20 protein-coding genes are annotated in these 24060 nt (G+C 60.4%); 8 read left to right on the top strand and 12 right to left on the bottom strand.

The features are described from left to right. Window positions 1-36: 36 nt before the first annotated feature. Both ACI514_RS13070 and ACI514_RS13065 read right to left on the bottom strand, forming a co-directional pair. Window positions 37-741: a YafY family protein gene (locus ACI514_RS13070; protein ID WP_160057496.1), complete on the bottom strand. Its 705-nt coding sequence runs from the start codon at window positions 739-741 to the stop codon at window positions 37-39. After that, on the bottom strand, window positions 741-1688 hold the full coding sequence (locus tag ACI514_RS13065; RefSeq protein ID WP_160057497.1) for an NAD(P)-dependent alcohol dehydrogenase: 948 nt from the start codon (window positions 1686-1688) through the stop codon (window positions 741-743). The genes ACI514_RS13070 and ACI514_RS13065 overlap by 1 nt, the downstream gene beginning before the upstream one ends. A 297-nt stretch (window positions 1689-1985) precedes the next feature. Here ACI514_RS13065 and ACI514_RS13060 point away from each other — a divergent pair, with 297 nt between their 5' ends. Then, window positions 1986-2696, top strand: a complete 711-nt coding sequence (locus tag ACI514_RS13060; RefSeq protein WP_405124007.1) for a carboxymuconolactone decarboxylase family protein — start codon at window positions 1986-1988, stop codon at window positions 2694-2696. Between the two features lie 12 nt (window positions 2697-2708). Here ACI514_RS13060 and paoC read toward each other — a convergent pair whose 3' ends face one another. Further along, complete coding sequence (gene paoC / locus ACI514_RS13055; protein WP_405124006.1) at window positions 2709-4919, bottom strand: aldehyde oxidoreductase molybdenum-binding subunit PaoC; 2211 nt, start codon at window positions 4917-4919, stop codon at window positions 2709-2711. Window positions 4920-5186: 267 nt separating this feature from the next. On the opposite strand from paoC, the gene ACI514_RS13050 reads away from it, so the two are divergent. Then, window positions 5187-7313 carry a TonB-dependent siderophore receptor gene (locus tag ACI514_RS13050; protein ID WP_405124005.1) on the top strand — a complete coding sequence of 709 codons (2127 nt, stop codon included), beginning with the start codon at window positions 5187-5189 and terminating at the stop codon, window positions 7311-7313. Between the two features lie 651 nt (window positions 7314-7964). Here the strand turns inward: ACI514_RS13050 and ACI514_RS13045 are convergent. The 4 genes from ACI514_RS13045 to ACI514_RS13030 form a co-directional block, all read right to left on the bottom strand. Beyond that, window positions 7965-8963 (bottom strand): NADP-dependent oxidoreductase, encoded by a 999-nt coding sequence (locus tag ACI514_RS13045; RefSeq protein ID WP_405124004.1) that lies wholly within the window; start codon window positions 8961-8963, stop codon window positions 7965-7967. Between the two features lie 56 nt (window positions 8964-9019). Further along, on the bottom strand, window positions 9020-9859 hold the full coding sequence (locus ACI514_RS13040) for an alpha/beta fold hydrolase (RefSeq protein ID WP_405124003.1): 840 nt from the start codon (window positions 9857-9859) through the stop codon (window positions 9020-9022). Window positions 9860-9864: 5 nt separating this feature from the next. Continuing rightward, the gene (locus ACI514_RS13035) at window positions 9865-10647 is read right to left on the bottom strand and encodes an SDR family NAD(P)-dependent oxidoreductase (RefSeq protein ID WP_405124002.1); all 783 of its coding nucleotides are present in this window, start codon (window positions 10645-10647) and stop codon (window positions 9865-9867) included. 71 nt (window positions 10648-10718) lie between these two features. Beyond that, window positions 10719-11819: an alkene reductase gene (locus ACI514_RS13030; RefSeq protein ID WP_405124001.1), complete on the bottom strand. Its 1101-nt coding sequence runs from the start codon at window positions 11817-11819 to the stop codon at window positions 10719-10721. A gap of 141 nt (window positions 11820-11960) precedes the next feature. Here ACI514_RS13030 and ACI514_RS13025 point away from each other — a divergent pair, with 141 nt between their 5' ends. Both ACI514_RS13025 and ycaC read left to right on the top strand, forming a co-directional pair. After that, entirely contained in the window at window positions 11961-12557 is a 597-nt protein-coding gene (locus tag ACI514_RS13025; RefSeq protein WP_160057508.1) for a TetR/AcrR family transcriptional regulator, read from the top strand. A gap of 128 nt (window positions 12558-12685) precedes the next feature. Continuing rightward, on the top strand, window positions 12686-13318 hold the full coding sequence (gene ycaC, locus ACI514_RS13020) for an isochorismate family cysteine hydrolase YcaC (RefSeq protein WP_007915995.1): 633 nt from the start codon (window positions 12686-12688) through the stop codon (window positions 13316-13318). Window positions 13319-13401: 83 nt separating this feature from the next. Here the strand turns inward: ycaC and ACI514_RS13015 are convergent, their stop codons facing one another. From ACI514_RS13015 to ACI514_RS13005, 3 genes are read right to left on the bottom strand one after another with little or no spacing between them, the layout of a single operon-like run. Further along, complete coding sequence (locus ACI514_RS13015) at window positions 13402-14640, bottom strand: nucleoside permease (RefSeq protein WP_405124000.1); 1239 nt, start codon at window positions 14638-14640, stop codon at window positions 13402-13404. A 42-nt stretch (window positions 14641-14682) separates the two neighbouring features. After that, the gene (locus ACI514_RS13010; RefSeq protein WP_405123999.1) at window positions 14683-15765 is read right to left on the bottom strand and encodes a sugar phosphate isomerase/epimerase family protein; all 1083 of its coding nucleotides are present in this window, start codon (window positions 15763-15765) and stop codon (window positions 14683-14685) included. Further along, window positions 15755-16945: a Gfo/Idh/MocA family protein gene (locus ACI514_RS13005; protein ID WP_405123998.1), complete on the bottom strand. Its 1191-nt coding sequence runs from the start codon at window positions 16943-16945 to the stop codon at window positions 15755-15757. The genes ACI514_RS13010 and ACI514_RS13005 overlap by 11 nt, the downstream gene beginning before the upstream one ends. Before the next feature lie 177 nt (window positions 16946-17122). Between ACI514_RS13005 and ACI514_RS13000 the strand changes: the two genes are divergently transcribed. After that, window positions 17123-18133, top strand: coding sequence for a LacI family DNA-binding transcriptional regulator (locus ACI514_RS13000; RefSeq protein ID WP_405123997.1), 1011 nt, complete (start codon window positions 17123-17125; stop codon window positions 18131-18133). Window positions 18134-18254: 121 nt separating this feature from the next. Here the strand turns inward: ACI514_RS13000 and ACI514_RS12995 are convergent, their stop codons facing one another. Together ACI514_RS12995 and ACI514_RS12990 are read right to left on the bottom strand one after the other, a co-directional pair. After that, window positions 18255-18962: a cupin domain-containing protein gene (locus tag ACI514_RS12995; protein WP_405123996.1), complete on the bottom strand. Its 708-nt coding sequence runs from the start codon at window positions 18960-18962 to the stop codon at window positions 18255-18257. A gap of 47 nt (window positions 18963-19009) precedes the next feature. Beyond that, window positions 19010-19867, bottom strand: coding sequence for a GNAT family N-acetyltransferase (locus ACI514_RS12990; RefSeq protein ID WP_405123995.1), 858 nt, complete (start codon window positions 19865-19867; stop codon window positions 19010-19012). 242 nt (window positions 19868-20109) lie between these two features. On the opposite strand from ACI514_RS12990, the gene ACI514_RS12985 reads away from it, so the two are divergent. The 3 genes from ACI514_RS12985 (at window position 20110) to ACI514_RS12975 (ending at window position 24043) form a co-directional block, all read left to right on the top strand. Then, entirely contained in the window at window positions 20110-21582 is a 1473-nt protein-coding gene (locus ACI514_RS12985; RefSeq protein WP_016987767.1) for an aldehyde dehydrogenase, read from the top strand. Between the two features lie 473 nt (window positions 21583-22055). Then, the gene (locus ACI514_RS12980; RefSeq protein ID WP_405123994.1) at window positions 22056-22724 is read left to right on the top strand and encodes a haloacid dehalogenase type II; all 669 of its coding nucleotides are present in this window, start codon (window positions 22056-22058) and stop codon (window positions 22722-22724) included. A gap of 44 nt (window positions 22725-22768) precedes the next feature. Next, on the top strand, window positions 22769-24043 hold the full coding sequence (locus ACI514_RS12975) for an NAD(P)/FAD-dependent oxidoreductase (RefSeq protein WP_405123993.1): 1275 nt from the start codon (window positions 22769-22771) through the stop codon (window positions 24041-24043). Window positions 24044-24060 lie beyond the last annotated feature (17 nt).

Genomic DNA, 24060 nt, shown 5'->3' with positions numbered 1-24060 from the left:
GGGCCGTTGTGGTCGTTGTGGCCCAGGTTACATGACTCAACACGCCTCGCCCTGACTGTTGCAGGGCCGCACATCCTCGGCGCGCCATTGTTTGATCAAGCGCCGGCGGTCAGGCGCGTAGTGTTCGACAAGCACCTGCACCGTCGCAAGGTCAGCCATATCGATCACGCGAAACCGGCTGTCGCTTTCGCACCACGCCGCAATGCAGCGCTTGCCTTCGATAAAGCCCAACATGATCGGCCAGATGATGTGTTCGGCGGCATCCGCATGTTCGAGCGCTAGCGCGATGCGCAGCTTGTTCTGCTCGCGCAGCGCCCGACGAATCTCGCTGAGGTCGATGGTTGTGCCGGGCTTGTGCGGCTTGGCCACGTAAAAGGTTTCGTCTTCGAAAATCGGCCGCATCTGCGCGGGCAGCACGGCACTGATTTTCGCCAGGGCATTGTTGACGGCATTCGCGAGTTGGCTGTCGGTCTGCCGGCTGACCCATTGCGCGCCGATGACCAAAGCCTGTATTTCCTCGGCGCTGAACGATAACGGCGGCAGGACAAAACCGGGCTTGAGCACATACCCAAGACCCGGCTCGCCGTCGATCTCGGCCCCCATGCCTTGCAGCGTGACGATGTCGCGGCGAATCGTGCGCAACGACACACCCAATTCAGCCGCCAAGGCTTTGCCGGACACCGTGCGACGATGACGCCGCAGCGCTTGCATCAGCTCAAACAGACGATGACTTCTGGCCATTAACGCTCCATGGCGACGACGCCTTTGCCGCCGAGTTTGCGGCCCTGTTCGAGCTCGCGGATCAATTGTATGGCGCCGTCCAGCGGCACCACTTCTCCTAGCCGAATCTTCAAGCGTGCCTCACTGGCGGCGCTGGCCAGTGTTTCGAGGATTTCGTGTCGCGGTGTGCCAATGACCAGTTTCAGTCGCCGATCAATCAGGCCACGCAGGAATTTACCCGGACCCGGATTGAGATCAAGCAAACAGCCGCCCGGACGCAGCAATCCGATACCGGTCGAGACCGTCATCGACGCGGCCGTGTCATACACCACATCGAAGCGCGTCGGCAGCCTCTTCAGGTCCGTTAACCGGTAGTCGTAGACGGTCGATACCCCCAGCGCCTGTGCCCGGGCAGCGTCCGACGCGCTGCAACTGCCCGATACCGTGGCCCCCGACATCAGGGCGATCTGCACCGCCGCTTCGCCGACAGCCCCGGCGCAACCATTGATGAAAACCTGCTGACCGGCTTGCAGTCTGGCCTTGTCGATCAGCCCGTTCCACGCGGTAATGCCCGGTGTGCCAAGGCACGCCGCATCGGCGAAGGAAAGAGTATCCGGCTTGCTCGCCAGAAAGTCCTCTCTGGTCACGACGGCTTCACCCAATGCGCCACTTTCTTTGAAGCGGGATAGCCCGAAAACCGCGTCGCCGACCTGGAAGCGGCTGACGCTTGCCCCAACCGCAAGAACCACGCCAGAGAAATCCATCCCCATCGCGCGCGGAAACGTTCTGCCGGTGATCAGCTTCATCCGGCCCTGACGCAACTTCCAGTCAATGGGGTTGATCGCTGCAAATCTGACCTGCACCAGCACTTCATCCTTGCCGGGGGCCGGCAGCGGGAATGCTTCAACGCGCATCACGTCCGGACCGCCGTAGCACGAGTACTGAATACGTTTATAGCCTGCTGACATGTTGGGTTCGCCTTCCGAGAGTGGACATGACACCGACTCTATAACGGGGCAGTGCCAGTTTTTGGCACCATTCGCTTTATGCAGATTGATGAACGGTGTTCATGACTTCATGACGCTGAGCGCAGATAGTCGCAGGATCCTCGTCGGTTTAACGTAGCGGCTGATTATCCCGCCAGCAGGAGCTTTGCGATGCCAGCACACCCGGTTCGTAGCGTGACCCACTTCAGCCGACTTCTGTTGACAGCCATCGCACTGTTGCTGACAGCCTGTGCTTCAACTGAAAAAGGTTCGACCTCCATGAAACGTTCACTTGCAATGACCTCCGATGCCGCGGCTGCCGTGTCCCCGGCACTGGCTCATAACACCGACGCAATGTTGTTTGGCGAAGTATGGAAACGCCCGGGCTTGTCACCGCGTGACCGCAGTCTGGTGACGGTTGCGGTGTTGATCGCACGCGGGCAAACCGCCGAGATGGCCGCGCAATTCAACCTTGCGCTGGACAACGGTGTCACGCCGCTTGAGCTGTCCGAAACGCTCAATCACCTGGCGTTTTATTCCGGTTGGGGCAATGCATCAGCGGCTCTGCCCATCGCCGCCGAGGTGTTCATCGCGCGCAACATTGATGCTGAGAAACTGGCACCGGTTGCGCCGTCATTGCTGCCGCTGGACCAGGCTCGCGAAGCTGACCGCGTGGAGCGCGTGAATGCGGCGGTGGGATCAGTGGCGCCGGGGCTGGTCGAGTTCACCACCAAAGCACTGTTCCGCGATCTGTGGTTGCGGCCAGGTCTGGCGCCCCGCGATCGAAGCCTGATCACGGTCAGTTCGCTGGTGGCCAACGGGCAGACAGGCCAGGTCGGCTATCACTTGGGTCGGGCGATGGACAATGGTTTGAGCCAGACCGAAGCGGCGGAAATGATTACCCAACTGGCGTTCTATGCCGGATGGCCGAATGCGTTTTCCGCCGTGCCGGTGTTCAAGGAAGTGTTCAGTCAGCGCACGCCGGGCTGACTGAACAGGGCGTTAAATCTGCTCCGGCAAGTGCGCGATAAGTTTGTCCAGCGTGATCGGATAATCGCGCACGCGCACGCCGGTGGCGTTGTAAATCGCATTGGCGATGGCCGCTGCGGCGCCACTGATGCCCAACTCGCCGACACCTTTGGCCTTGAGCGGCGTGGCGTAGGGGTCGACCTCATCGAGGAAAATCACCTGCTGATGGGGAATGTCGGCGTGCACCGGCACTTCGTAACCGGCGAGGTCATGGTTGACGAAAAAACCACGGCGCTTGTCGACCTGCAGTTCTTCCATCAGTGCGGCCCCGGCGCCCATGGTCATGCCGCCGATGATTTGGCTGCGCGCGGTCTTTGGATTGAGAATCCGCCCTGCTGCGCAGACGGCCATTTGACGGCGCAGGCGAATCTCGCCGGTCGCCGCGTTGACCGCGACTTCGGCGAAATGTGCGCCGAATGTCTGCTGGGCAAAGCGCTGGGCCAGATCGCCGAATTCCATGCGGTCTTCGCCAACGAGTTCGCCCGCGGCCGCCGCCTGAGCCAAAGGAACATGCCGCGTGCCATCGTGCACCTCGCCGTGGGCAAATTCGGCCGTTTGCGGATCAAATCCGACGGCGCGGGCAGCGGCTTCGCGCAACTTGACGCAAGCGGCATAGACCCCGGCGGTAGACGACGCAGCACCCCATTGCCCGCCCGATCCCGACGACTCCGGAAAGCGCGAGTCGCCAAGGTGCACTTCGACCCGGTCCAGTTCCACACCCATCATCTCGGCGGCGGTCTGCGCAATGATCGTGTAACTGCCAGTGCCGATGTCAGTCATGTCGGTTTCGACAGTGATTGTGCCGTGCCGATCAAGACGCACACGGGCCGCCGATGCGGTGGTTGGCGCGCCACGTATTGCCGACGCCAGACCGATGCCGATCAGCCAGCCATTCTCCAGGCGTCGGCCGGCGCTTGCGTTGCGCTGGTGCCAGCCGAATTGCTCGGCACCGGTTTGTAGACACTCGACGAGTTGCCGTGTGGAGAACGGGCGTGATGGCTGTTCGGGGTCGACCTGTGTGTCGTTGAGCAGGCGCAACTGTAGTGGGTCGATACCGAGTTTTTCCGCCAGTTCATCCATGGCAATTTCCAGCGCCATCATCCCCGGTGCTTCCCCCGGCGCGCGCATGGCCGAGCCTTCGGCCAGGTCCAGCACGGCAAGATTCAAGCGGGTCATGCGGTTGGCGCCAGCGTAGAGCAAACGTGTCGAGGCCGTCGCGGCTTCGGCCCGGCCCCCGGGCAGGTTGCCTGACCAACTCTCATGGCCGATGGCTGTGATCAAACCTTCGCGACTGGCACCGATGCGAATGCGTTGAAGCGTCGCGGGGCGATGAGTCAAATTGTTGAACATCAGCGGACGTGGCAGCGCGACTTTCACCGGACGTCCGGCGTGTCGTGCCGCCAGCGACGCCAGCACCGCGTCACACAGGATCGTGCCTTTGCCGCCGAAACCGCCGCCGATGTAGGGCGATATCAAACGAATATCTTCTTTGCGCATGCCGAGTGTCCTGGCCAGATCGCGCACGCCCCAGTTGATCTGCTGGATCGAAGTCCACAACGTCAATGAGTCACCGTTCCACTGAGCGATGGTGGCGTGGGGTTCCATCATCGCGTGCGCCTGATCCGGCGTGCTGTAGTGCTGGTCGATCTGGACCGGTGCGGTGTTGAAGGCGCCTTCGAAATCTCCGGTCTGCGTCTGCGGCGGGGGGCCGAAGCCGGCGGGTGGGGGCGGGGTTGCCGAATCCTTGGCGGCCGCCAGATCGAACGCGCCGGGTTCGGCCACATAGTTGATTTCCAGCAGGTTGGCGGCGCTGCGGGCCTCTTCAAATGTCTGCGCGACGACAATCGCGACGGCTTGGTGATAGTGGTCCACCTGCGGGCCGGCCAAGGCGCGCGCGACATAGAACTCGCCCTTGGCCAAAGGCCCGGCATTCTCGTAGGTGACGATGGCAATCACCCCGGAACTGTTGCTCGCCTGCGTCGAGTCGATCGAGGCAATTCGTCCCTTGCCGATCCCGGCGCCGACCACATAGCCATAGGCGGGGTTGGGCACTGCGGCATGTTGTTCGTACGCGTAGGGCGCGGTCCCGGTGGTTTTCAACTTGCCATCGATGCGGTCGGCGGGTTTGCCGATGACGTTCAATTGATCGATCGGATTAGTGCCGGCCGGTGTGTCGAATTTCATCGCTGATTTCCTCTTCAGGCGGGCTGGCGGACAATGCCGGGCGCCTCAGCGCCAGCGTTTGCAGGCCATATCGCCTACGAGCCTAGGCCATTGAAACGCATCTGATAATACGCCTTGCCAGGATGGAGTCATGAGTCCGGCTCACGAATCCTGACCAACATGACAAATAAGAATAAGTTTCAATTACACGATCTCTGGTATACCATCCGCGCCGCTGTTCTGGCGGTTTCACCCTTCGTTCTGGCCTATTCACAAGGTTTTCTTTTCATGCGTCGTACTCTGCTTTCAATTTGCGTGCTGCAGGCGTTGTCTTCTTCCTCATGGGCCGAACAGGCCGAATCAACACCCGCAGCGCTAGAGCTGGAGGCGACCGACGTGGTCGGTACAGCGGATTACGAACGGGCCGACGGCCCGGTGCAGGGTTACCGCGCGACACGTTCTGCCAGTGCCACCCGTACCGACACCTCGATCCATGAAACCCCGCAATCGATCAGTGTAGTGACTAAAGATGCTGTCGAAGACCTCGGCGCCACGCGTCTGCAAGATGCGCTGGATTACGCCGGCGGCGTCGGTCGGGCGAACAATTTTGGCGGGCAGGGCCTGACGACGTTCACCGTGCGCGGTTTCACCACCGGCGAGTTCTACCGCAACGGCTTCCCGATCAATCGTGGCTACCCGAACATGCCCGATGCCAACACCATCGAGCGTCTGGAAGTGCTGCGCGGACCGGCAACCATGCTCTACGGCCGTGGCGATCCGGGCGGCACCTTCAATGTCGTGTCCAAGCAGCCGTTGGCCGAGCGCACGGTCACGTTGGGCAGCCAGTTGAATGATCAAGGCATGAAGCGCGGCACGCTGGACGCCTCCGGCCCTTTGGATGAAGAGGGGCGCCTGGCCTATCGACTCAACGTGGTGGGTGAGGGCGGCGATACCTTCCGCGATCACGTCGAGACTGAGCGCTACGGCATCACGCCAGTGCTGACCTGGCAGGCCAGCGATGCCACCCGGGTGATCTTCGAGGGTGATTTCATGCGCAACAATCATCCGCTGGATCGCGGCGTGACGCGTTACGCCAAACAGATTGGCACCGCCTCGCGGGATACGTTTTTCGGTGAGAAAGACGCCGGCAAATTGCACAACGACAACAACATGGCGCAACTGCGCTTCGAACATCTGCTCAATGATGACTGGACGCTGGGCGGTGGTTTCCAGTGGCTCGACGGCTCGCTTGAGGGCAATGCCATCGAAGCCAACGGCATTGCCGATGACGGTCGAACCCTGGGGCGCAATTTCAACTACCGCAAACTGGAGTGGACCGACAAGGACACCCAGCTCAATCTGACCGGGCATTTCAGCACCGGTGGCTTGCAGCACACCTTGCTGACCGGTATCGAATACGAAGATTACGACTACAAGTCGATCATTCAGCGCTCCAGTGGTGCGATCGGCGCCTACCCGATCGACATCTTTGATCCGGTTTACGGTCAGCCACGCCCGGCATTGACCCGCACGCCGACCCACGACAAGGAAAACCTCAAGACCTACGCCGCATTCGTGCAGGACCAAGTGGCGTTGACCGAGCGCTTGAAAGTGCTGGCCGGGGCGCGGTTCGAACGATTCGAGCACGATTATGAAACCTACGTGCCAGGCGGCAAAAACTGGCAGGCCAGCGACAACGCGGTGACTCCACGACTCGGCGTGACCTACGATCTGACCGACACGCTGGCGGTCTACGCCGACACTGCGCGCTCGTTCAAGCCCAATACCGGTGCAAGCCGCGTGGGCGGAGGCTTCGCCCCGGAGAAAGGCAAGTCTTACGAAATGGGCATCAAGTGGGAAGCGCTGGATCATCAGTTGAGCGTCGACGCGGCGATCTATCAGATCGAAAAACGCAACGTGCTGACCACCGACCCGGTGGACTCGACCTTCAGTGTGGCGGCCGGGGAAGTGCGCAGCCGTGGTTTCGACCTGAACGTCGCCGGCAACCTGACACCCGAATGGCGCGTCATCGGCGGCTACGCCTACGTGGATGCCGAAGTGACCAAGGACAACGTGATCCGTTCGGGCACGCGGCTGATGAACATTCCGCAGAATAGCTTCAGCCTGCTCAACGTTTACGAGTTTCAGGACGGCGCGCTAAAAGGCCTGGGCCTGGGTACCGGACTCAAATATGTCGACGAACGCGCCGGGCAAACCGCCAATACTGCCTTCTCGATGGACAGCTACACCGTTGTCGATTTGCTCGGTTTCTATAAGGTCAACGAGAAAGTGCGGCTCAATCTTGACGTGAAGAACCTGTTTGATCGGGATTATGAAGAGGGCGCGTTCGGTAATGTCTACGCCTATCCGGGTGCGCCGAGAACGGTGCAGGTGGGGATTTCCTACACCTTGTAAGCCGAGCTCAACGCTGCAACGGCGGCCCCTCACCCCAGCCCTCTCCCTGAGGGAGAGGGGGCCGACCGAGGTGTCTTGGGTTATGCATCGACCTGACAGATCGCGTCGATTATGGATTCATCGGTAATGCCTGACGGTGATGGATTCACAGGCGCTATTGCACGTCGGTGCTCATCGCCAACATCCCCCAATCGGCCCCTTTCCCTGCGGGAGAGGGAGCCTATGCATCGACCTGACGGATTGCGTCGATGACGGGTCAATCCGCAATGCTTGGCGGTCATGGATTCACAGCCGCTATTGCACGTCGGCGTCCATCGCCAATATCCCCCAATCGGTTCCCTCTCCTGGGGGAGAGGGCTAGGGTGAGGGCAGCTGTTTCGGCACCCGCCACTTAGCCAGTGACACTACCTTCCGGTGTTTTTCCAGCAAACACATGCGCGTTGAACACCTAGGGCTCAAGCATCAAGGGCCGCCAGACGATCGGAGCAACACCAAGTATTGCGTTGTGCTGCTTAGGGTCGGGCGTTTCGTGGTTCGCGGGTTCAGGTGGGTGTTTGTTCTCCGTGTCTTGCAATTCGTCGGCGGGGGGCTTTTCGGTGTCGCAGGCAACGTTATCCATGGGTCTTTCGCCAGATGATTACAGGCAGGCAACTATTTGATCTGCACAATTACCTTGCCTTTCGCACGGCCCTGTTCGACGTAAGTCAGGGCTTCGCCCGCTGACTCGAAGGCGAAGGTGCGATCCAGCACGGGCTTTATTTCGCCGGCTTCAATCAGGGTGGTGATTTCTTGCAGCTGTGCACCGTTGGCCCGCATAAACAGGAAGCTGTAACGGACATCCTGCTTGCGCGCCTTGCGCCGAATGCTCAGGCTCAACAAGCGCATGACTTGCCGCAGCGGCCACGCCAGGCCTTGCGCCTTGGCGAACTCGGCAGTTGGCGGGCCTGAAATGGAAATCAGCTGACCACCCGGTTTGAGTACCTTCGGCGAGTTTCCCAGCACGTCGGTGCCGAGGCTGTTCAGCACCACGTCGTAGTCGCGCAGTTCCTCCTCGAAGTGCTGCTGTTTGTAATCAATCACCACGTCTGCGCCCAACGCTTTAACCCATTCGACATTCGCGGTGCTGGTGGTGGTCGCGACAACCGCGCCGAGGTGTTTGGCCAGTTGAATGGCGATGCTGCCGACACCGCCGGAACCGGCGTGAATCAAGACCTTCTGACCCTTTTGTAAACGGGCGATGTCGACCAGCGCTTGCCAGGCTGTCAGGGCGACCAGAGGAATAGCCGCGGCTTGCTCCATATCGAGGTTGGCGGGCTTCAAGGCCACCGCGTTTTGGTCGACGGCGATTCGCTCGGCGAACGTGCCGATTCGCTGTTCGGGCACGCGCGCATACACCGCGTCGCCGGGCTTGAAACCCTTGACCGCTGCGCCAACCGCAATCACCACGCCGGCACAATCGTTGCCCAGCACCAAGGGGAATGAGTACGGCAAAATCAGTTTGAATTCGCCGCTGCGAATCTTTGAATCGAGTACGTTGACGCTGGCAGCATGTACTTCAATCAGCACGTCATGGGCGCCGGCTACAGGCTCGGAGATATCGCCAATACGCCCGTTCTGCTTGCCGTAGCGATCGATAAAATAAGCTTTCATGGTGGGGGCGGCTCTCACGGTTCTGGGGGAGGGCAGTGTTGTCTGAGCAGACTGGTTCAGCGATCGAGAAACGCCTGCGCCTTGCTGACAAAGTCAGCGTAGTTCTGGAAAATCGCGCCGTGTCCGGCGTCCTCATAAATGATCAGTTGCGCGTAGGGAATCCGGTTCGCCAGGTCAATCGAATTGACCGTGGGCACCATGATGTCGTTGTCACCGTTGACCACCAATGTCGGAATTTGCAGGCCGCCAAGGTTCTGTGGCGTCTGTTTTCCCCATGCCTTGATGGCTCTCAACTGCCGTAGAAAAGCGCTGGGTGTCGGGCGCTTGTCGCGATCTTTGCGGCGTTCTTTCAGGCGTTGCAAAAAGTCTGTCGCGGCCCGCCGTCCGTTGGCGGTCGTGGTGAAAAACAGGTGGAACTTGGGATCGCGCAGGGTCAGCAAACCCTTGAACATCAGTGGCCAGGAAACCGCACCGACCTTGGCGATACCGACTCCGCCAGCCGGTCCGGTGCCGGTCAGAATCAGGCGCCGCACCAAAGTGGGGACTTTGAGTGCGATGTCCTGAGCAACGAATCCACCGAGGGAAAAACCGAGCAGATCGACGCAGGCGAATTCCAGCGCGCCGATCAGGCTGATGACGTCGTCAGCCATTTGCGCGACGGTCAGGGGCGCGGTGCCGCCTGAGCCACCGACACCGCGATAGTCAATGGCGAGCACGCGCCGGGTTCGCGCCAGACCATCGACGATTCGCGGATCGAAGTCGTCCAGTACCGCGCCCCAATGATTGAGCAGGATCAGCGGCACAGCCGTTTTCGGACCAAGGTCTCGATAGGCGAACGCCGTGCCGCCAACCCTGATCGATTGGTTGGCGGCGTTGACGAAAAGCATCTGCTTCATTGCACTCACGCCAGATAGCGCTGGGCGACTGCCGACTGGCGGATCTGCGCCAACAGGCCCTGCCGCGCGGTTTGCAAGGCATCCCAGCGCTCACCTTCATGCAGCGGCGGAATGGTCACCGGCTCGCGACGATCAAAGCCGACCAACGCTGCATCGACCAGATCGGTGACTTCCATGATCTCGCTCAAGGTGTTGATGTCGATGCCCGCGCGATCCCAGATCTCGGTACGCGTCGCGGCCGGCAGCACGGCTTGCACGTAGACGCCCAGTGGCGACAGTTCCAGGCTCAGGCCCTGCGACAGAAACAGTACAAACGCTTTGGTCGCGCCGTACACCGACATGCCGAACTCCGGGGCCAGACCGACCACCGAGCCGATGTTGATAATGGCGCCGTCACCGGCCTTCGCCAGACGGGGTGCGATGGCACTGGCGAGCCGCACCAGTGCCGTGGTGTTGAGGGCGACCAGATTGGCCACTTTGTCGGTGCTCTGCTCGATGAAGTTGCCGGACTGCGCGGCACCCGCGTTATTGACGAGGATGCCAATACGCGCATCGTCGCGCAGGCGCGTTTCGACGCTGGTCAGGTCTTTGAGTTGGGTCAGGTCGGCCTGAAGCACATCCACGGCGACGCTGTGTGCGCTACGCAGTTTCGCGGCGAGTGTTTCCAGGCGCTCAAGATCGCGGGCAACCAGCACCAGGTCATGCCCGCGTTGGGCGAAACGTTCGGCGTAAACCGCGCCGATGCCGGTAGAGGCGCCAGTGATCAGAACAGCAGGGTGGGCGTTCATAGGGTCATCTCTTCGTCAGAAAAATCGATCAGGGACTGATGCATGAAGCAGTAAATGCGCTGGGACTCGGCTTACTGAGCAGCAGCGCTCCATTCAGCCAGGGTCGGGTAGTCGATGTAGCCTTCCGCGCCACCGCCATACAGGGTGGCGGGGTTGAAACCGGCCAATGGCGCACCGGCCGCCAGGCGCTCGACCAGATCGGGATTGCCAATGAACGGGCGACCGAAGGCGATCAGATCGGCGTGGTCCTCGGCAATTCGCGCGTTCGCCAGGTCGAGGTCATAGCCGTTGTTGGCGATGTAGGTGTTTTTGAAACGCTGGCGCAGAGAGCCGAAATCGAACGGCGCGATATCGCGCGGCCCACCGGTTGCGCCTTCGACCACGTGCAGATAAACGATGCCCAGCGCATCGAGTTGCTCGACGATGTAGTCGAATTGCCCTTGCGGGTCGCTGCTTGAAACCCCGTTGGCCGGCGACACCGGCGAGAGGCGAATGCCAGTGCGATCTGCGCCAATCTCGGCGACGACCGCGGCCGTCACTTCCAGCAACAAGCGCGCACGATTTTCAATCGAGCCGCCGTAGGCATCGGTGCGCACGTTGGCGCCATCCTTGATGAATTGATCGAGCAAATAGCCGTTGGCACCGTGGATTTCCACACCATCAAACCCCGCGGCGATCGCGTTGACCGCTGCCTGACGGAAATCGTTGACGATCCCCGGGAGTTCGCTGATGTCCAGTGCTCGCGGCGCGGAAACGTCTTCAAAGCGGTTGTTGACGAACACTTTGGTCGCCGGGCGTATCGCCGATGGCGCTACAGGTGCGGCGCCGTTTTCTTGAAGATCAACGTGTGAAACACGGCCGACATGCCACAGTTGCAGAAAGATCTTCGCGCCTTTTTCGTGTACCGCAGCGGTCACCTTGCGCCAGCCATCGATCTGCGCCTGCGTGTAAATCCCCGGGGTGTCCTGATAGCCCTGGCCCTGTCGGGAGATCTGCGTCGCTTCAGAAATCAGCAGGCCAGCGGAGGCGCGCTGGCTGTAATAGGTGGCTGCGAACTCACTGGGCACAAAGCCTTCGCCCGCTCGATTGCGGGTCAGCGGCGCGAGAACAATTCGATTCGCCAGTGTCAGGGAGCCAAGCGTGTACGGCGTGAACAGATTTTGATCGGTCATGGGGTTGGATCCGTGCCTGTGGATGAGCAGCGATAATGTCTGTAATTAGGATGATGATCGAAATCTAAACTGTCAACGGTTTTGATTATGGCTGACATCTATGTATCATCTGCGCATGATTTTTCAGCGGAGGTATTGCACGTGAGAGTGAGCAAAGCCCAGGCGCAGGCAAACCGCGAGCACATCGTCGAGACCGCTTCGGTGTTGTTTCGTGAGCGAGGTTTTGACGGTGTCGGCGTCGCGGACCTGATGGCGGCTGCCGGATTTACCCACGGTGGTTTTTACAAACACTTCGGCTCGAAGGCCGACCTGATGTCCGAAGCCTCGGCCAACAGCCTTGCGCGCTCGTTAGCCGGTGCCGAAATGGTCGATGTTCAAGGCTTCATCGACGCCTATGTGTCGAAAGAACATCGCGACGGGCGGGGCAGCGGTTGCACCATGGCCGCTTTGTGCGGCGACGCAGCGCGTCAGTCTGACGATGTGAAAACCGCGTTTGCCGACGGCATCGAGCGCACGCTGCAGACGCTTGGCGACAAGTACCCGACAGGGCCCGACGCGGCATCTGGTGAGGGGCGAGTGAAAATGATCGACATGCTGGCGCGTGCGGTTGGCGCGATCATCCTGTCGCGGGCCTGCCCGGCTGATTCCGCGCTGGCCGATGAAATCCTTGCGGTATGCCACGCTGAAATGACCGCGTCGTTGCTGATGTCCGCCGACAGTGCAGAAGTGCCTGGCTGATCGGTATTGTCCTTTTTGAGTTGACGGTGAAACGCTTTTCAGCCGATTTATCCCGTCCCTGTGCGTCAGTAATCTGTACCCAACTTGAACGCAACAACAACTTCAAAAACTCAAAAGGGACGCACACCATGACTACTCCAACCTACAACCGCCTCAACAAAGACGACGCCATCGTGCTGCTGGTTGATCACCAGACCGGCCTGATTTCCCTGGTGCAGGACTTCTCGCCAAACGAGTTCAAGAACAACGTGCTGGCCCTGGCCGATCTGGCCAAGTTCTTTGAACTGCCGACCATCCTCACCACCAGTTTCGAACAAGGCCCGAACGGCCCGCTGGTGCCGGAACTGAAAGAGATGTTCCCGGACGCGCCGTACATCGCTCGCCCAGGTCAGATCAACGCCTGGGACAACGAAGATTTTGTGAAGGCAATCAAGGCCACCGGCCGCAAGCAGATCATCATTGCCGGTGTAGTAACGGATGTGTGCGTAGCGTTCCCGACCTTGTCGGCGCTGGCGGAAGGGTTTGAGGTGTTTGTGGTGACTGATGCGTCCGGCACCTTCAACACCACCGTGCAACAAGCCGCGTGGAGCCGCATGACTCAGGCCGGCGCACAGATGATGAACTGGTTCTCGGTGGCCTGTGAGCTGCACCGCGACTGGCGCAACGACATTGAAGGGCTGGGCAATCTGCTGTCGCAGCGGATCCCGAACTACCGCAACCTGATGAACAGCTACTCGGCGCTGACCGCTCAGCAGAAGTAAGCCTGCGCGCTGCAAACGAAAAGCCTGCCCTGAAAAGCAGGCTTTTTCTGTTTTCTGCCGCTGCGCCTATCAGAACGGCGTTTCTAGACGGTCGACGGCATCCCTTCCTTTTCGCCGCCACGGCTTTTGAACGCCAGTGCGAAACACAGCAGAACCACCACCGAAAATCCTGCCGGGAACAGCCATATACTTCTCCAGTCGTGGCCGTTTTGCGCGGTGAAGTGGTCAGTGATCTGTCCCGCCACCCAGAATCCGATCAGCATGCCCACCCCATAAGTCGCCAAGGTGATCAGGCCCTGAGCCGAGCTGCGGAAGTGCTCGGGCGCTTTGGCATCGGTGTAGATCTGCCCACAGACGAAGAAAAAGTCATAACACACGCCATGCAGCGTAATACCGATCAACAGCATGAAAGCCTGGTCACCGTTGTTGCCGTAGGCGAACAACACATAGCGCAAGGCCCAGGCCAGCATGCCGACCAGCAACGCAATCTTGATGCCGAAACGCTGGATGAACAGGGGTAGCAGAAGCATGAACAGCACTTCGGAGACCTGACCGAGGGCCATCTTCGCGGTGGGATTGGTGACACCGATTTCGGCCAGGAACGGATTGGCATTCTGGTAATAGAACGCCAGAGGAATGCAGATCAGGATGGACGCGAGAAAGAACACCAGATAGCTGCGATCCTTGAGCAGGCCCAACGCGTCAGCCCCCAGCATCTGTTTGATGCCAGGCGCATCGGCGGTGGATTTCAACGGTGCGGTTTTCGGCAGGCTGAAGCTGTAGAGCCCCAACACCAGCGAGGCCACGGCAGACATCAGGAACGTGTTGCGCAAACCGCCTGCAGAAATCGCCTGTTGAGCGTCCCAGGCAAAGCCGAAACTGATCACGATGCCGGCGACGATCCAGCCAACGGTGCCCCACACGCGGATGCGGGAAAACTCCCGGGCCGGGTCTTTGATCTGGCGGAAGGCTACTGCGTTGACCAAGGCCAGCGTTGGCATGTAGACCAGCATGTAGGCCAGCACATAGGGATAAAACGCGCTGAAATCAGCTGCCCGATAAAGCTGAAAGAGCAACACCGCGCCCAGCAGGTGCAACACCGCCAGAATGCGTTCGGCATTGAAAAATCGATCTGCAACAAGCCCAACGACAAACGGCGCAATGATCGCGCCCCACGACTGTGTGGAAAACGCCATTCCCACTTGGCCGCCGCTTGCTGCCAGTGTCGTGGTGAGGAAAGTGCCGAGGGTGACGAACCAGCCGCCCCAGATAAAAAACTGCAAAAACATCATGACGCTGAGTCGCGCATTCATTACGTTCATTTCAATCACCGTATTATTTTTATGTCGGTAACAGCGTTGTCATCAGCGTTCGCCAAGGCCCAGCAGACGCCGGTTGGATAGCTCGTCAGCGCTCACACCGGCGAAATCGTCGAATGCCTTGCGGGTTCGGGTGATCATGTGGCGTTCGATGAAGGCCGCCCCTTCGGCAGCGCCTTGTGCCGCGTCTTTCAGGCAGCATTCCCACTCCAGCACGGCCCAGCCGTTGAAGTCGTATTGAGTCAGTTTGCTGAAGATCGCCTTGAAGTCGATCTGGCCATCGCCCAGTGAACGAAACCGGCCCGGGCGATCAACCCAACCCTGATAGCCGCCGTAGACGCCGGACCGGGCGCTGGCGTGAAACTCCGCGTCCTTGACGTGGAACATGCGGATTCGCGCGTGGTAGCGATCGATGAAGCCCAGGTAGTCCATTTGCTGTAGTAACAGATGGCTCGGGTCATACAGAATCGCCGCGCGGGGATGATGATTCAGCGCTTCGAGGAATTGCTCGAAAGAGGCGCCATCGTGCAAGTCCTCACCGGGGTGGATCTCGTAGCAGAGGTCGACACCGGCCTCATCGAAGCACTCGAGGATCGGCAACCAGCGTTTCGCCAATTCGGCAAAGCCCTGTTCCACCAGGCCGGCAGGACGTTGCGGCCACGGGTAGACGTATGGCCAGAGCAGGGCGCCGGAAAAGGTCGCGTGGGCCGTCAGCCCCAAGCGCTGACTGGCGCGCGCCGCCAGTTTCAACTGGTTGATCGCCCATTCGGTGCGTGCTTGCGGATTGCCACGCAGCGCTGCTGGGGCAAAGTCGTCGAAAAGTGCGTCGAACGCTGGATGCACCGCGACCAGTTGGCCTTGCAGGTGTGTCGACAGCTCGCTGATCACCACACCGGCCTTGGCGCATACAGCGATGAGTTCGTCGCAATAATCCTGACTGTCGGCGGCGCGTTCAAGGTCGATGAAGCGCGTGCCGAGGGTTGGCAACTGAATGGCTTTGTAGCCTTGAGAAGCTGCCCATTGCGCGATGTTGGCCAAGGTATCGAAAGGCGCTTCGTCGGCGATGAATTGGGCGAGAAAAATGCCGGGGCCGCGCATCCCGCTCGGGCGTTGTTGATTAACGTTCATTGGCGGTTGCTCCATTGGCAAGGTCAGGTATTGCAGTCCATTTGGCTTCGCCGCAATGATTGGCGATGGCGGTCTCGATGAAGGCCATGCCGCGCAGCCCGGTGGCTATACCGGGAACGCCCGGTGCGTCAGGGCCGCTCGCACCGTTGAAAATGGCCTGCGCGAGGTCACCGTAGAGATTGGCCATGGCCTCCAGGTAGCCTTCCGGGTGTCCGGCGGGCAAGCGCATGCGCCGCGTGGCGGCTGCGCACAGCCAAGGTTGACCAAGGCCCGAGCGCAGCACGCGCATCGGTTCATTCAAGGGTCGATGGATCAAACTGGCGGGCTCTTCCTGACGCCATTCCAGCCCGCCTTTATCGCCATACAGACGAATCTTCAGCGGGTTCTCTTCGCCGGCGCACACTTGGCTGGCGATTAATACGCCGCTGGCGCCGTCGGCCATTTTGAACAGCATCGAGGCGTCGTCATCCAGTTGGCGACTGCTCAAATGTGAGCCGAGCATCGCGCTGATGAACTGGATGGGTTGACCGGCGACAAACTCCGCGAGGGAGAACGCGTGCGTGCCGATGTCACCGATGCAGCCACCGATGCCGGATTGTTCAGGATTGTCGCGCCAGCCCGCCTGTTTGTTGCCTTGGCCAGCCACATCGCTGCTGAGCCAGCCTTGCGGATATTCGACGAGGACTTTGCGCAGGCGCCCGATTTCACCGCTGGCGACCATCTCGCGTGCCTGCCAGACCATCGCATACCCCAGGTAGGTGTGCGCCAGGGCGTAAATTCGCTGGCTGTTGTTGACCACGCGGGCCAGGTCCTGCACTTGCGCCAGATTCAGCGCTGCAGGCTTTTCACTGAACACATGGAAACCCGCACTCAGTGCTGCACTGGCGATAGGGGCGTGCAGATGATTGGGCGTGACAATCACCAGCAGCTCCATGCGCTGATCGGCCGGCAGTGTGTGTTCGGCGGCCAGCATGTTCTGCCAGTCGTCATAGCAGCGTTGCGCAGGCAGCCCGAGCGCCGCACCACTGCGTTGATTGTTGTGTGCGTCGCGGCTGAACGCACCGCAGACCATTTCGAAGCGTCCATCAAGACCGGCGGCTTGCCGGTGTGCTTGGGCGATGAAGGCGCCTTCACCACCGCCGACGAAGCCCATTCTTATTTTTCGACCTGCAGCAATCATGGCAATTGTCTCAGTGGATTCATGCGGAACATTGATGATGTAACCGGTTACATTGTCGGCAAAATCTAGGCCTGAAATCAGCGAGTGTCAAACCGCATCTGACGAATGCCAACGTTTCGGCGCGTGACGCTGTGCGGTAAGCTCGACGGCCGATTTGATTGAAAGAGCGAGGCAGTCTTGTCCAATATCCGCGAAGTGGCACGGCTGGCGGGTGTCTCGGTGGCAACGGTGTCGAGAACATTGAAGTCCCCCGAGCGGGTGCTGCCCGATACCCGCGATCGGGTCATGGCCGCCGTCCAGCAAACCGGCTATCGACCGAATTTGATGGCGGTGCAGTTTCGCTCGCGTAGAACGGGAAACCTGGTGATTCTGGTCCCGACCATTGCCAACACCTTTTTCGCCAGAGTGATCAGCGGCGCACAAAAAGCCGCGCAGGCCGCCGGTTACCGGTTGCTGTTGTGCGACACCCAGGGCCAGGCATCACTTGAGCGCCAGTTCGCTGATCTGGTGCACGCCCATCAAGCCGATGGCGTCATACAGTTGCGCGCCTATGATCCCTTCGAAGAATCTGCCGCCGAGCCAGCACTGACCCCGATCGTCAATGCCTGCGAAGTCATCCGGCACGGACGGCATCCAACGATCAGTCTGGATAACGTTGCGGCGGCCAAAGCCATGACCGAGTACCTGATCGCGATGGGGCATCAGCGCATCGGACTGATCAAAGGACCCAAAGGCAGCCCGCTCACGCGTGATCGTCTGGCGGGGTATGAGGCGGCCCTGCGCGATGCCGGTCTCGCGCTGGATCACACGCTTATCTGTCACGGCGATTTCACGCTCGACGCGGGCTATTCGGGTGCCGGCAAACTACTCGCGCTCGACAGCCGACCGAGCGCGCTGTTTTGTGAAAATGACGAAATGGCCATCGGCGCGCTCAAGCGGATCAAAGAGCAGGGGCTGCGCGTGCCGGAGGATATTTCTCTCGCCGGATTCGACGATATTCCAATGGCCGCGTACTCCGATCCACCGCTGACGACCATTTCCCAACCCGCCGAAATGTTCGGCGAGAAAGCCGTGGAAATGCTGATCGCGCTGATCGAGAAACAGCCGTTGCCGCAACGGCATGTGGTATTGCCGTTCGCATTGACCAAGCGCGACAGCACGGCGCGGGTTGATCAAGCGGGCAGGTGAAACTCTGAATTCCAAGCCGACGCAACCAAGCGATAGCACGAGAGAAAAAAACCTGTGGCGAGTGCGCTTGCTCCCTCGCCACAGTCATGGTGGATCCTCAGAGCTCTGAAAAAACAGGCGACTATCGAACCGCGTAAACCTTGCGCACATAGCGCGTGCTCTTCCACGCGCAGGACGCGCCGCGCGGTACGAACACGCTGTCGCCGGTATCGACTGTAACGCTCGATCCGTCCGGTGCGAGTAATGCGACGCTGCCTTCGATCAGATGCATCAACTCATTGAGTGTGTGTGCTCGGCCGTGGCGTTCGTAGGGCGTCGAATCCCACACACCGACACGCAGATCGGTTACCGGATCTTCGAAGGCATTGCGGGAACGGCATTGTGGTGTCGCGCCAATCAGAATCTGTTCTTGCGGTGCCGCCGACGGCGATAGCATCGCCAACGGATCGAGGCCGGTGAGGCCGGGTGTCGGGGTGTCAGTGGTCATTGCACAGAAAGCCCATTGCGTTCCGACCTGAGCCTCTATTCGCAGCGAGGTGCCACGGCCGATCACTGCGCTGCCGCCGACAGCCAATGCCAATGTCTGTTCGCCGGCTTTCAGCCGCACGTGCCCGGCGTGCACGACAATGGTTTCGGTGTGCGGAAAATCCTCGATTTCCATCGAATCGCCAACCTCAACGATGCCTGCACTGATGCCGTCATCACCGTGCCAAGCAACGCGTCGGCCAGCGGCAAAAGGATCTCTGGCGCTCAGCGCCATCTGTTCGAAAGACGTAGCGATGCGGCCACCGTCGGCGCGAGCCAACAGCAGAACAGTAGGTTGCGACATACGAAGAACACTCCATTAGAAAACGTTGAGGCACTGCAACAGCGCAATCAACCGATGGCTTGGGTAACCAGAGCAAACTGGCGCATGCCATTGGCGGCCGCAGGAGGCGTGCCTCGGGCCATTTGCGCGACGGTGTCGATCTGCTTGAGTCCGGCTGTTTCCAGCCATTCGGCGAGGCCACAATCGGCCGGAATGTCGATGCGCACAAAGGCGTCCGGTACTTGGTTCAACAATGTGCCGATCAAGTACTTTGCTTGTTCGAGGTTTTCAGCAACCACCGGGCCTATGCAGCGGCCGCGTCCGAACGGGCGCATCAGCGCGAAGGCGCGCAACTGGCCGTCGCGTTGAATGCCGACGGACTGCTCCACCACCGGCGCCAGGTCGTCCAGCACAGCGCGCCGATCCAGGCCGCTGGCCGCGTTCGCCAGCGTCAACCGTTGTTGCTGATCCGCGCCCGTCAGGGCACGACATGCTTCGCCCTCGGCCAGCGCACTCAGCGCCGGTGCGTGCGCCTGGCCCTGATGTTGCTGGATCCTGCCAAACTCGACAAAACCCTGACTGGCATACAGCGGCGCACCGGCGAGGGTCGCATTCAACATGGGCGTTCGCGCCTGGCAGGCATCGAGGGCTTGCTCCATCAACTGGCGCCCGATGCCTTTGCCTTGGTAGTCGTCGCTGACGATGACCAGCCCGATGGTGGCGAAATCACCTTGCGGGCAGGCGAATGCCGTACCGATCAACCGTTCGCCATCAAGCACGACGAAACCGGCACTGACCCGTTGCAGCATCGCCCAGTCGTCCAGTCGATGCGGCCATTTCAGCTGCACGGACAAGGCATGGGCGGCGGGGAGATCGGCGGCGGTCATCGGGCGATAAACATAAGCGGACGGGTGTGAGGCGGACATGGCGAGTCTCCGTTGAACAATGTGCGCGAGCGCCCGGTTTTGCGGCGCGATGGTGCCTGTATCCCATCTGTGTGAAGCGCTGACAAGGGGCGAACGCGCATTCGGCAGATTCGGCGAGACGATGCCCGCAAGACCACACTTACTACTTATTTGCACGGCAAGGTCGGCAGCAAATGCTTGGGCTTTTTTTCTACGATGGAGGCCTGAGTAATGACTCGCCGGCCCCTCTTCTGGAGTGCTCCATGAATAGCTTCGATCCCCGCCTTATCGCTGTTCGCAGCGCCCACTTCATTGACGGTCAATACCGCGATGCGCATTCAGGGCTGGAAGTGGTTCGCCCCTCCGACGGCCAGGTCTATGCCGAACTGCCGGTGGCGGATGCCGACCTGGTGGACGAAGCCGTCAATAATGCCTGGCAGGCCTTCAATCGCAGTGACTGGGCCAGCCGTCCACCGCGCGAGCGAGCGCGGGTGATGCGGCGCTGGGCCGATCTGATTGAGGCGGACGCGGAGATTCTTGCGCCTCTGGAAGCTGTCGGCTCAACCCGCCCGCACAAAGATGTGATTGCCTGGGATATTCCCTATGTGGCCGAAGGCATTCGTTTTTTTGCCGAGCTGGCGGACAAGCATGGCGGTCAGGTCGCCGCCACCCAGACTGATCGCCTGGGCATGCAGATTGCAGAACCCTATGGGGTGATCGCCGCCATCGCACCATGGAATTTTCCGCTGAGCATGGCGTCCTGGAAGGTCGCGCCAGCCTTGGCTGCGGGCAATGCCGTGGTGCTCAAACCTTCAGAGCTGACGCCGTTCTCCAGTCTGCGCTTTGCTGAACTGGCGTTGCTCGCCGGGCTGCCGGCCGGCATCTTCAACGTCGTGCAGGGGGATGGCCGTGTGACGGGCGACGCACTGTGCCGGCATCCGCGTGTGGGTAAAGTGACGTTCACCGGCTCCACGGCAACCGGTTCGAGCATCATGTCGACGTGCGCGCTGGTCGGGCCCAAACCGGTCACACTGGAACTCGGTGGCAAAAGTCCACAATTGGTCTTCGCCGATATCCCCGACATTGCCAAAACCGCGCGCACCGTGGCCTTGGCAATTACCGGTAACGCTGGCCAGGTGTGCGTCTCCGGCTCACGGCTGTTGATTGAACGCTCGATCATGGAACCCTTCCTGGCGCACTTGCAGACTTACTTCGAGACGCTGCGTCCCGGCCCTACGTGGTCGTCGCAAAGCACGCTGTCGCCGATCATTTCGCGTCTGCAGGCCAGTCGCATCGATGGCATCGTTCAGCGTTCGCGCCAGGCCGGGGCCGAGGTGTTGACCGGCGGCGGACTGTTTGAAGAAATGGGCGGTGCTTACTATCAACCGACGTTGCTGACCGGCGTCGACAATCAGAATCCGGCGGTCTGCGAAGAGATCTTCGGGCCAGTGCTGACGGTGCAGGCGTTCGATGACGAGGAGCAGGCACTCAGTCTGGCTGCGCACGCCACTTACGGTCTGGCCGCGGGCGTACACACCGCTGATATCAATCGCGCCTTGCGCCTGGTGCGCAAACTGGAGGCGGGGACGGTGTGGGTCAACCGTTACGGGCGCAGTAACGATTACATCCTGCCCACCGGTGGCTATAAACGCTCCGGTATCGGCAAGGACCTGGGGCGCGAGGCGTTCGAGGCCAATCTGCGCTTCAAGAGTGTGCTGATCGATATTGTTCAGTAATGCCGATCAAGCCATGGGAGCGAGTTTGCTCGCGAAGAGGGCGCCTGAGGCGACATTGATGTTGCCTGACACAGCGCTTTGCGAGCAGGTTCGCGCTCGCAGAGATCGGGTCATCCAGTGGCATCAGTAACGCTTGCATCAGTCGCGAACGGGCGCGTCCTTAGGGACGCGCCCGTTTTCGTTTTGCTCGGCGTAGTTTCTGCGGTGAATGCCGCAAAACCAGCGCGCAAACAGCCAAAGGAGGTCCATAAGGGCGCACAAATACAGGGTTTGCCCAAGGCTGGAGCGAGCCGCAAAGTCTGCTGAGGCAGGTGGCCAAAACGGTGGTTTGTATCGAGCAGAGGTCGCTTTTAACGCCATCTGCTGAATTCACAGTGTTGTAATGACGGTGTGCTGCAGCGTTGCATCACCGCTTGCCAATCAAGCGAATGCTGGCCGCGCCATGACCTCAACGAACTTCAGGATCGCACCCAATGAGCTTTCTTCGTCCCAAATTCATTACGTTCGACTGCTACGGTACGCTGACCAATTTCCACATGGGCACCATGACGCGCGAACTCTTCGCCGATCGCGTGCCAGCGGAGCAGATGGACCAGTTCGTCAAGGATTTCTCGGCTTATCGCCTGGATCAGGTCATGGGCGACTGGATGCCTTACGACGAGATTCTCAAGACAGCACTGGCGCGTACCTGCAAGCGTTGGGGCGTCGAGTACCGCGACGAAGGTCAGCTGTACTACGACGCCGTGCCAACCTGGGGCCCACACGCGGATGTGCCGGCCGGTCTGGCGAAAATTGCCGACAAGATCCCGCTGGTGATTTTTTCCAACGCCAGCGACAGTCAGATCATGTCCAACGTCGACAAACTCGGCGCGCCGTTTCACAAGGTCTTCACCGCTGAACAGGCACAAGCCTACAAGCCACGCCTGGCGGCGTTCGAGTTCATGCTCGACAACCTCAACTGCGGCCCGGAAGACATCTTGCATGTGTCCTCCAGCTTCCGTTACGACTTGATGCCGGCACACGACATGAAGATCAAGAACAAGGCCTTCGTCGCCCGTGGTCACGAAGTTCCGGGCAATGCGTTTTACGGCTATCAGCAGATCACTGACATCGGCGGACTGCCGGCGCTGGTCGGTCTCTGAGTTGCATCGGCATCGGCTTTTTTTCTGGCATAGGCGAATCAGACATGGGCAGTGAATCCTACTGGCTCGACACCGCGCCGGCTTTCACCGGTGGGCAACTCGGCGCATTGCCCGCGCAGGTCGATGTGGCCGTCGTGGGGGGTGGTTTCACCGGGTTGGCGGCGGCCCGCGCCTTGGCGCTCAAGGGTGCCAGTGTGGTCGTGCTCGAAGCCGGGCGAGTGATCGGCGAAGCCTCGGGGCGTAACGGTGGGCAATGCAACACCGGAGTGGCCCAGGATTACGCCGGCCTCAGTGCCAGCCTCGGTGCGGACAAGGCGCGCGCCTATTACCAGGCGTATGAGCGAGCAGTGCAAAGTGTTGTTTCGCTGGTGGAACAGGAGCAGATCGCCTGCGACCTGATCCGCAACGGCAAGCTGAAACTGGCCGCCAAACCCATGCACTACGAAGGCCTGGCGCGCACTTGTGAGCTGATTCGTCGTGAGGTCGATGCCGATGTCGAGTTGTTGTCCGCTGAGCAGACCCGCGCTGAAGTGAATTCGGCACAGTTTCACGGCGCTCTGCTGCAACGCAACGGCGTGCAAATGCACGTCGGCCGCTTCGGCGTCGGCTTGGCCGAAGCGGCGGCGCGGCACGGTGCTCTGATCCATCAAGGCACTTCGGTACTGGACTGGAAGGCCAGGGCCGGCGGCTATCAGGTCAATACCAGCAAGGGTTCGCTGCACGCCGGGCAGGTGCTGCTCGCCACTGGCGCCTGTCAACACGGCGGCTTGAGCTGGTATCGGCGGCGCATCGTTCCGGTCGGCAGTTTCGTCATCGCTACCGAGGTATTGCCAGACGCGTTGATCGACCAATTGCTGCCGTGTCGTCGTGCCTATGTCACCAGCCGCATGATCGGTAACTACTTTCGCCTGACCCCGGACAACCGTTTGCTGTTTGGCGGCCGCGCGCGGTTCGCCATGTCCGACAGCGTCAACGACGCCAAGAGCGGCAAGGTCCTGCAAGCCGCCATGGTGCAGATGTTCCCGCAATTGGCCGAGGTGAAAATCGACTACTGCTGGGGCGGGCTGGTCGACATGACCTCCGATCGGCTACCTCGGGCCGGTCAGCATGGCGGGGTTTTTCACTCCATGGGTTACAGCGGCCACGGTGTACAGATGTCGGTACACATGGGCCAGGTCATGGCCGAGGTGATGGCGGGTAACGTCGAGGCCAATCCATGGCGCGAACTTGAATGGCCAGCCATCCCCGGGCATTTCGGCAAGCCGTGGTTTTTGCCGTTCGTGGGCGCGTATTACCGCTTTCAGGATTATCTGCATTGAGTTGCTGTTGTAGCGTC

Origin of the sequence: Pseudomonas sp. M20 (assembly GCF_045037865.1) — a bacterium.
GTDB lineage: Bacteria > Pseudomonadota > Gammaproteobacteria > Pseudomonadales > Pseudomonadaceae > Aquipseudomonas.
Note: the sequence above shows the minus strand (reverse complement) of the source record. Positions and strands in the feature narration are given on the sequence as shown.